3 protein-coding genes are annotated in these 2,594 nt (G+C 46.9%); all 3 read right to left on the reverse strand.

Annotated features, from left to right (window positions below):
• Positions 1-31 precede the first annotated feature (31 nt).
• The 3 genes from FTU42_RS14660 to FTU42_RS14670 all read right to left on the reverse strand — a co-directional run bounded on the left by FTU42_RS14660 (position 32) and on the right by FTU42_RS14670 (position 2,513).
• Positions 32-1,678: an IS66 family transposase gene (locus FTU42_RS14660; RefSeq protein ID WP_180076391.1), complete on the reverse strand. Its 1,647-nt coding sequence runs from the start codon at positions 1,676-1,678 to the stop codon at positions 32-34.
• A gap of 74 nt (positions 1,679-1,752) precedes the next feature.
• Positions 1,753-2,088, reverse strand: coding sequence for an IS66 family insertion sequence element accessory protein TnpB (gene tnpB / locus FTU42_RS14665; RefSeq protein ID WP_000618090.1), 336 nt, complete (start codon positions 2,086-2,088; stop codon positions 1,753-1,755).
• Positions 2,085-2,513 (reverse strand): transposase, encoded by a 429-nt coding sequence (locus tag FTU42_RS14670; RefSeq protein WP_000364662.1) that lies wholly within the window; start codon positions 2,511-2,513, stop codon positions 2,085-2,087. Before FTU42_RS14670 ends, tnpB begins: the two co-directional genes overlap by 4 nt.
• Positions 2,514-2,594 lie beyond the last annotated feature (81 nt).

The raw sequence follows: 2,594 nt of genomic DNA on the forward strand, positions 1-2,594 counted from the left end.
GTAAGCGTCCGCTGAACCCCATGCCTATTTTTTAATTTGAGTTGGATTTCCAGCGGTGTGGCAGTAATTCTTCTATTTGGGTCACTTTATGTGTCGGCAACCTTTTCAGAACATCACTTAAATAGGCATACGGATCCAGCCCATTCAGCTTTGCTGACTGGATTAATGTCATGATATTGGCTGCTCGCTGACCGCTGCGCAGCGAACCTGCAAATAGCCAATTCTTACGTCCCAACGCCCAAGGTCGCATCTGGTTTTCCACCCAATTATTATCTATAGGTAGATTGCCATCATCCAGATAGCGGCTTAAAGCTGGCCAACGCTTCAGAGTGTAATTGATGGCCTTGGCGGTTGGAGAACTCGATGGCACCGTCAGATAATGTTGGTTGAGCCATTCATACAGTTGTTGCATCACCGGTTGACTATGCTGTTGTCGGTATTCGCGGCGCTGTTCTGCCGTACCATCGGTCTTTTTCCTGAGTTCTGCTTCTATCGCATATAATTTCTGAATCAGCACTAATGCCTGTTCAGCGACCTGACTTTTCTTGGTCACATGTAGTTCATGGAATTTACGACGTGCATGTGCCATGCAGCCCACCTCAATGACCTGACCTGATCTAAAGCGTGCTTTATAACCACTGTAATCATCACAGACCAAATGACCCTGCCAGCCTTTCAGGAAGTCTTCAGCATGCTGGCCAGAACGGCTATCTTGAAAGTCATAGATCACTGCCTGAACTGGATTGTACTGTGTGGTGGCATAGGCCCAGACATAACCTTTTTTGGGCTTTTTCTCATTTTCACCCATCTGCATGACCGTCACCGGTGTTTCATCTGCATGGATCACCTGCTGTTGCAGTACCACCTGTTTTAAGGCATTGGCCAGAGGTTCCAGTTCCACCCCACAGCGGCCAATCCAGTCAGATAACGTTGATCTAGACAGATCAACACCTGCGCGTAGAAAGATTTGACGTTGACGGTACAAAGGCAAATGATCGGCATACTTTGACACCAGCACATGGCTAAGCAATTCAGGTGAAGCAATGCCTTTATCAATCACATAGGCTGGCATCGCTTGCTGAGTCAGAGTGTCACACTGATCACAGACCCATTTACCACGCACATGCTGTTCCTTATAGAACTGTGCCGGTCTGAAATTCAGTTTTTCACTGACATCTTCACCGATACGACGCAAGGTACAGCCACAAGCACATTGGGTTGATGCAGGTTCATGCTCAATACGGAGGGTGTGTAGATGATCTGGCAACAGCCGACGTTTAGGTTTGTTGACTGGGGCTTTCTGTGCAGCTGCATTGGTTTTATCTGCATTTAGCCGTTCCAGTTCCAGATCAACCGCTGCAATATCTTCTTCAACCGCTTCATCCCAGAGATGGATTTGTTTTGCGGTGAGATGTTCGTTTTTACTGCCGAATTTATGCTGTTTAAATAGTGCAAGCTCATGCTCGTATTTTTGATTGAGAATAGAAAGATGTTGAACTTTAGAATCTAATTGCTGATTGGTGACTTCAAGATGTTGAACTCTGGCATCTAATTGCTGATTTGATTGTTCCAGTTGTTGTTTAGATTGTGCCAGAGACTGATGCTGCATCGCCAACTGTCTGGTAAATTCCAGCAGTTGTTCATGGGTCAGTTGGCTTAAATCAGGCAGCGTATTCATGACCGCAGTATGCCTGAGGTCATGATGCAGAGGAAATAGAACGTTTGGAGAATAGCAGAATGGATGAGCCTGGTTTAGAGCATTGTTACCACTTGCTGCAGTCCGATTCTTTGCCAGGGCAAACCCTGGATCAGTGCCTGTAACTGCTCCGGGCTGATCGCCATACTTTCACCCTGGTGAACTTTAGCCCAGTGGAATTTCCCCTGTTCCAGCCGCCGGGCACACAGCCAGATACCCAGTCCATCATGCACCAGCACTTTCATACGATGGCCACGCTTATTACAGAACAGGTAAGCGCAATGCGGTTTGATGTAGCCAAAGGCTCTCAGCACCTGAGCCATGGCTGTATCCATCCCTGCACGCATGTCCATCGGCTGGGTAGACAACCAGATCTCATCAATACGAATCATTGAGTCAAACCCTGGATCAGCAACAGTAATTCAGTTACTGACTCCACCGGCCAGTCGATCTCGATCATCTGATCCCTTGCGGAACTTGGTGCCTCATGTAATGGAATCCTGATATGAGCGACAGCTTTCTTCTCTGGCACAGGTGGTAGAGGTGCTTCTTGTTTGACTGGCGTCGGGTGAAGAATGACCGGAAGAAAGTCAGTCTGTGGAATGGATGGGGTTTTTAATGCAGGGGGCATTGATCTGGACTGACGAATCCATTTATGTAGCAGATTGGCATTGATCTGATGTTGCATTGCTACCTTGGCCACTGATGTATCTGGCTGCTGGCATTGCTGAATAAGTTGATGTTTAAATTCAGCTGTGAAGGTTCGACGGGGCTTTTTTAGCGTTGGTGCACTGTCTATAACTGTCTTTAAATCCATAAATAGGTGTCCACTTAAATTTAAGTGGACACTATCGCGGTATTAATGAGTTAGAAAAAGTGGGGTTCAGCGGACGCTTAC

The sequence above is a fragment of the Acinetobacter sp. YH12102 genome (assembly GCF_013419125.1).
GTDB lineage: Bacteria > Pseudomonadota > Gammaproteobacteria > Pseudomonadales > Moraxellaceae > Acinetobacter > Acinetobacter pseudolwoffii.